Genomic DNA, 6,347 nt, shown 5'->3' with positions numbered 1-6,347 from the left:
GTTTCTCTGGTTCCGTCGTTTCTGGTTTCTCCGGTTCCGTCGTTTCTGGTTTCTCCGGTTCCGTCGTTTCTGGTTTCTCCGGTTCCTTTGGAAGTCGTTTATTAGAAATTTCTAGCTGAATTGGGTTTATCATACCTTTTTCAATTTTAAATAAAATTGGCTCTGCTAATTTTTCATATCCTTCAGGTGCTAGCTTTTCATAAATTTTATATGATCCAGGCGCTAAGGCTTGGTCAGATGAGAAGCCATTCTTGTCTGTTTTAAGTATCGCTACAACCTCATCCCTCTCATTTCGAATTTCAAACTCCGCACCTTCTAATCCCTTGTTTGTATCATCAGCATCTACTTTGTGAATCTTTATTACTCCATCCTGAGGGGATTCTGGTGGTTTAACAGTTACTTTATTGGAAATCAATGCTTCACTATCAAAAAATAATACTGCCTTATTAGGGATTTTTTGGTCAACATAAGCTGTTAAATCCGCTTCTGTTTTAATCTTTGCAGTTATATCTAAAGAAATTGTTTGATCTTGATACGCTTTAAAATCAAAATCCTTGTTTAATATAAACGTTACTTCACTATTTTGCTTATCTATTGTTAGCTTTCCTTTAGAAGTAATATCTTGGCCATTTTGATCATTTACTTTTGCATCGATAATTTCTAAGACATCTTCTAAATTATCACTTATCTCCATTGACTCATAATTAGGTGCGTCTGTTGGTATATGTGTACGAATCTGATAATGAATAGATTGATTCATTTGTGATAATTGCTGAGTATTTACAAGATTACCATTCTCATCAACAATACTTTTTTCAATAGACGGTGATTCATTCTCACCCGAACCAGTTCCCCCACCATTATTTACAATAACTTTTTCCGTCTTTTCTTCAGTCTCTATATTTTTTCCTTCTAGTTTAATTGTATTTTTATGAGGTTTTAAAGCTGGATTCGTTACTTTCGTTTTATAGCTCAAAATATAACCTTTTGATGTATCTGGAAGCTCAATTGTAAATCCAGATTTTGTTGCTAGAATGTTAATTTTTGATAAATCAGCGAGCTTTATATCTTTTGGTGCATATCCATCCTCAAACACTGCTTCTTGTAATACAATACTTTCTGGAATCAATTCATGACCAGGCCCTAATTCATCACTTATCTTAGGTTCTTTCATTTCTGTACCAGTTGCATTCACATATACATTCCAGTCTGCAACCGTTCCATCTTCATTATAGTAACCCCACTTTATTAAGTTATCTGTATTGGGGCTTACGGGAGGTCTTTCTGTTGTATTGCTCACACTAACATGCTTATTTACAACTTCCCCATTCACTTTAAATTCTAATGGAATCTCTTTTACACCATCGTAACTTTCAAGTGCAAAATAATATTCTAAGAATAAAGAACCTTTTATATTGTTCTTCCCATTTACATAATCGCTCATTGTACATGTAAGTGATCCATTTCTCAGTTCACATGTTCCAGCTGTTTGGTTTCCTGCAGCTTTTAAATCAAATTTTGTATTATACATATTAAATTCTTTTGGCATATCAATTATGAATTGATCACCAGCGCTTATTTTTCCCTTCGCTGACCATTCCACATCTACTCTCATACGATCTGTGGCATTATATGGTTCACCGGTTGTTCCATCTGCGCGAGAAATGTTAATTGCATCCACAACATCTATCATAGCCGCTCGAACAACTGAAACCCCTATATTCATCATAGAAAATGATACTAAAAATATTAATGAAATTATTGAAACATACCTTCTGATACTCTTTCTCCTCATAATTATCCCCTTATATATGAATTTTCGTATAAAAAAATCGTCTGGTTGCAGTAAAAAGTGCAACCAGACGATCTTAGTAATTATCATTACCTTAGACTCTAAGCTTTGCGGCCTACCCTTTCAGATAGTGTGCTAAAAAATACATTTTCCTATTAATTTGTTTCATTTCTCTCTTTAATCAAATCTTAAACTCATCTACTATAGTTTTTTACCCAAACAACTTGAATAACATTATATACAAACCGACATAAAACCCCTTTTTTTAGGTGGAAGAGAACATCTGGCCATGCATAGAAGCAGTCAGGGCTTTTTTCTGCCACATGCGAAGTAAAAATAGAAAGAGCATACAAGTGTAGGTTACTTTTTATTCTGCATCGCAGGGATTTAGATGTCGAAAAATTAAAATGAATTTATATAGCTCATATATTAATTATGGAAAATAAAAATAATAAATATATCAAAACATACCTTTTAGCACTCTTGTCCTGCATAATCCTTCCAAAAATAAAAAAAGATCGTCTGGTTGCAGTAAAAAGTGCAACCAGACGATCGTAGTAATTATTATTACCTTAGACTCTAAGCTTTGCGGCCTATTCTTTCAAATAGTGTGCTAAAAAATACATTTCTTATTTATTTGTCACATTTTCCTCTTTAGATGAATATTACCATAACATTCAGGCGAGTATAATGCAATATCTAGAACTATTGTTTATCTTTTCTGATTATTAGGAATAAAAACAGTGAATTCCTATGGAAGCGTCAATATTTTTGTGTAAATGACTTTTCAGATAGAATGTTACTAATGCTGCACGTGTCTTATTAAAACCGATGTGGCAACATGTGGCGAAGCGTTGATTATAGTCTTCAAATTGTGAAGATTCATAGGAAGGTCTCTTTTCTGTGACTTTTGTGTGGTAACTCAATTCTATCAAGAAAAGGTCTTCCTTTTTTACGTCTTTATTCACTTACACAAAATATTTTATACTCTCATTTTCGGTATACATAAATACGTTGATTAATGTAATAATGATCGAATTTAGTATTCTTTAACATATAATTTCCTATTATTACAGCCGAAAACTATTTTTATGCAACTTTACATATAAACTTCCATATATGGAAAAATTTTATATAATTGTATTGCAAGGAAAAATAATGAAAGCGAGGGGAAAAAATTATGCTTACAAAACTTTTAACTCCTGTAGTAGATTTAGTAACAAACTTATTAGGCGGCCTTTTAGGTACTCTAATCTAAGTAATACTAGTACTATTACCCAACTAATTTATGTACAAAAAGGGGCTGTCCAAAAAGTCAAGGTAACTGGCTTTTTAGACAGCCCCTTGGACATAAAATGGTATCTAACCTTATCTATTTATATTCCCGGTTGTAATCACTAAGCCATTTTGTTTTTGTCTCAATTCATCTGTGTAAAATCCATCGACACCAATACTTCGATATGACGCTAATTCCTCTTCTGTGTTAAAAGTATTCATATACACTTTTTTTCCCATATCCTTTATCATTGGAATTGCATTTTTCCGTTTCTCCCACAAATCAGGTGAAAATGTAATCGCAAACACATTATCATGATCTTTTACAAAATCACGAATTTGTTCATTTGTATCTGCACTTTGATACAACGTATAGATTACTTTGTCAAAATGATGAATTTGCTCCACCATGTCGTACATATCTCTCGTATACACTTGAACAATGATACGGTTTAATATGGACTCATCAACTTCCTTAGTTTTATTTACAATATATTTGAATTGTTTTTTTATAATATCCAGATTGTTGTCTTTTGTATCAGTGACAAGATAAATATCTTTCTTTTCTTTCATAATTTGTATAATTTCCTCAAAATCTAATGGATGTATCGTATCATGTATCATCAAGGATTTAAATGATTTATAAGATAACGGTTTGTTTGTTCCGACACCTTCTGGTTTCTTTTGTCCCAATGTTTGATACAAATAATCTTTCCAATCATGTCTAGCAACTAATCGATCATCACTTGTCAAGTTTAAATCAGTTTCAAACGCTCGAATACCTTCATTATAATTATCTAGAAGGGCCTCTTTAGAGTTGGTAAAACGTTGATTAATTCCTTTTGCTTTTACACTTCCCATTGCGTGAGCAATTAATAACTCCTCGCTATCTAAAGTATTTATAGTGTATTCTTGCTTTTGTTTAATGTTTTGTTTCCCCTTTACTTCCTCTTGTTTTCCCTCTGTTTCTTGAGCCGAACATGCACATAAAGAAACAATAGTTAACAAGCTTAAAATTTTTCCCCACAATTTCCGCATAAAATTCTCCTTGCATTCTTTATATTAGGCTTGTTCATGTTAAGATTCCTCCCTTTTGAAGCACTTTCATTACATAAGCTACGATTTGCCAGCAGGGAAGAATAAGTGAAAAACCATCGACAAAGAAAAAAGAACTTCCTAGCTAAATAACGTTTCTTTAACCAGGAAACCCCAAACACACACCCTTACATATAATAAAATTTAACATGTTATTCATTTTATTTTTTTTTAAGAATGATCCGCTCTTTCTTGCATCTCCTCTTCAAGTCCAGGAAATAAGAAATTTACTAACTGCGGCGTATCTATCATGCGATAAATCGTAAAGAGAAAAAAAATACTACATAACATAACAAATATCATTTTTCTCATCATGAATCCCTCGCTTTCCCTTTTCTAATCGGAAGGTTTTCAAGATATTGATCTGACAAATTCAATAATTTCCTTGTCTTTTCAAAATCGTCTTTTACGTTTGCTTCCAATGGAACCAGCATTCCTTCTAAATTGATAGCCTGTCCACCCTCAAATGATTCTCCTGGAATATAACAATACTTCTCATGTATGAATGTCCCATCTGGAAAATAGAATCTTTGTGGAATAATGTTATCCTTTTGATTTAACAAGTCTTGTCCGAACATAACCTGGTCTTTCGGCTGAATTCCTAATAAATTCATAACCGTTGGCATGATATCAATCTCACTACCTATATTTTTGAAATCTTTTCCTTCTTTTAATTCTGGATAATAAATCATAAACGGAATGCGATATGGATCAAATTGCCCATTTTTTACATGTGATGCAGGTAAGTATTGTTTTAAATTATCGGGTAAAGAATTTGTATCAATAATATGATGATCCCCGTATACAACAAATAATGACTTCTCCCATAATCCTTCACGCTTTAATCCCTCTATGAGAAATCCTAATTCTCTATCCACGTAGTTCACCGCTTGAATATAATCTCCAAATTGCGTTCCTTCTAACTCTTTTGGCAACGGTAAAGGTTGTTTATCTTTCGGTATTTTAAAAGGGTGATGACTGCTTAATGCGATAATATGTGCATAAAACTTCTTATCTTTTTCATCTAATTTTTTTAAAACCGGAAGTGTTTTTTCATAAAGCACATGATCACTCGCAGCTATATCTATCACATCTTTATTACCAAAATATTTTTGGTCATAAAATTTATCAAATCCTAACGCTTGATATAGTTGTTTTCGGTTATAAAATTTTGCATCATTCGTATGGAATGTATTCGTTACATAACCATGTTCCTTTAATACCCTAGGTAAACTTGGCACTTCTCGATCAGCAAAACGATTTGAATTTAATTCATATGTTCCTGGATAAGTCGATGTATTTACACTCCATTCTGCATCAACTGTATTCCCTTTCCCTGTTTGTTGAAAAAAGGTAGAAAACGAAAGCGACTGTTCACGTAGACGATCTAAATTCGGAGTAATGGATTTTCCATTCACTTTTAATCCGACTACATTTTCCTGTAGTGATTCAAGCTGAAGAATAATTACATTTTTATCCTTTGCGACTCCTTTATACTCAGGATTCTCTACTGGTTTTTCTTTCTTTATTTCTCTAATCATTTCATTTGTTATTTTCTTATTTTCCATAGAATAAGCTTTATTCACAGGGAATACTTTGCTAAAGGGAAAAGATAAGTTGTATGAGAAAACACCCATTTTTTCAGATTTCTTTTTATCATTTAAAATATCTTTTTTGTTCATCGTATATACAAATGTGGAAATCGCTAACATAAAACAAAGGGAAGTAATTCCTATCGTCTTCTTTGAAAACCTTATATCTTTGCGTTTCTTACTAAGTTTCAATTCGCTAAATATGATAAAAGGTAGGATGATCATATCTGCTATGTAGTAAAAATCTTTCCAATTTAATAGAGAAGATATACTGGCTGTTATTTCAGTCGTCTGATTCACTAACAATAAAGTATGGTAAGTCGGTATTACTCCATAAAATCTTTTATATACGACACAAGCAATCAATATCATTCCTACTAATATACTGATCCCAGCATATAAAGTTGGGCGTATTTTTTTCGATGCAAAACATCTCACTAGAAAAAATACAAACAAAATGTATAAAGAATCTACAATAAAACTATTTATATTAAATTGTTCATATAACTCCGTATATCCAATAAACAGCTTACATAATATTATAAAAAAAAGTAAGAAACTCACCTTTTACTCCTCCGCTTTTTAAGTTCGTC

The 6,347-nt window shown here is 32.2% G+C and carries 4 protein-coding genes, 1 pseudogene and 2 riboswitches; all 5 genes and pseudogenes read right to left on the bottom strand.

All coding sequences use genetic code 11. The features are described 5' to 3' along the window. The coding region (locus COO03_RS02845) for an isopeptide-forming domain-containing fimbrial protein (protein ID WP_141539378.1) at positions 1–1,795 on the bottom strand (1,795 nt) is incomplete at its 3' end. Positions 1,796–1,850: 55 nt separating this feature from the next. Further along, positions 1,851–1,939, bottom strand: a riboswitch (cyclic di-GMP riboswitch). Positions 1,940–2,328: 389 nt separating this feature from the next. Further along, positions 2,329–2,417: riboswitch (cyclic di-GMP riboswitch) on the bottom strand. Positions 2,418–2,520: 103 nt separating this feature from the next. Continuing rightward, positions 2,521–2,757: pseudogene (locus tag COO03_RS28245) on the bottom strand (hypothetical protein); the annotation flags it as partial. A gap of 403 nt (positions 2,758–3,160) precedes the next feature. Next, positions 3,161–4,105: a phosphatidylinositol-specific phospholipase C/glycerophosphodiester phosphodiesterase family protein gene (locus COO03_RS02840; RefSeq protein ID WP_097894960.1), complete on the bottom strand. Its 945-nt coding sequence runs from the start codon at positions 4,103–4,105 to the stop codon at positions 3,161–3,163. A gap of 228 nt (positions 4,106–4,333) precedes the next feature. Further along, entirely contained in the window at positions 4,334–4,477 is a 144-nt protein-coding gene (locus COO03_RS26830; RefSeq protein ID WP_154724657.1) for a hypothetical protein, read from the bottom strand. After that, positions 4,474–6,318, bottom strand: a complete 1,845-nt coding sequence (locus tag COO03_RS02835; RefSeq protein ID WP_097894959.1) for an LTA synthase family protein — start codon at positions 6,316–6,318, stop codon at positions 4,474–4,476. Before COO03_RS02835 ends, COO03_RS26830 begins: the two co-directional genes overlap by 4 nt. Positions 6,319–6,347: the final 29 nt, after the last annotated feature.

Origin of the sequence: Bacillus sp. AFS098217 (genome assembly GCF_002551815.1) — a bacterium.
Lineage (GTDB): Bacteria > Bacillota > Bacilli > Bacillales > Bacillaceae_G > Bacillus_A.
The sequence above is the reverse complement of the archived record's forward strand: the minus strand, read 5'-3'. Positions and strand labels throughout refer to the sequence as shown.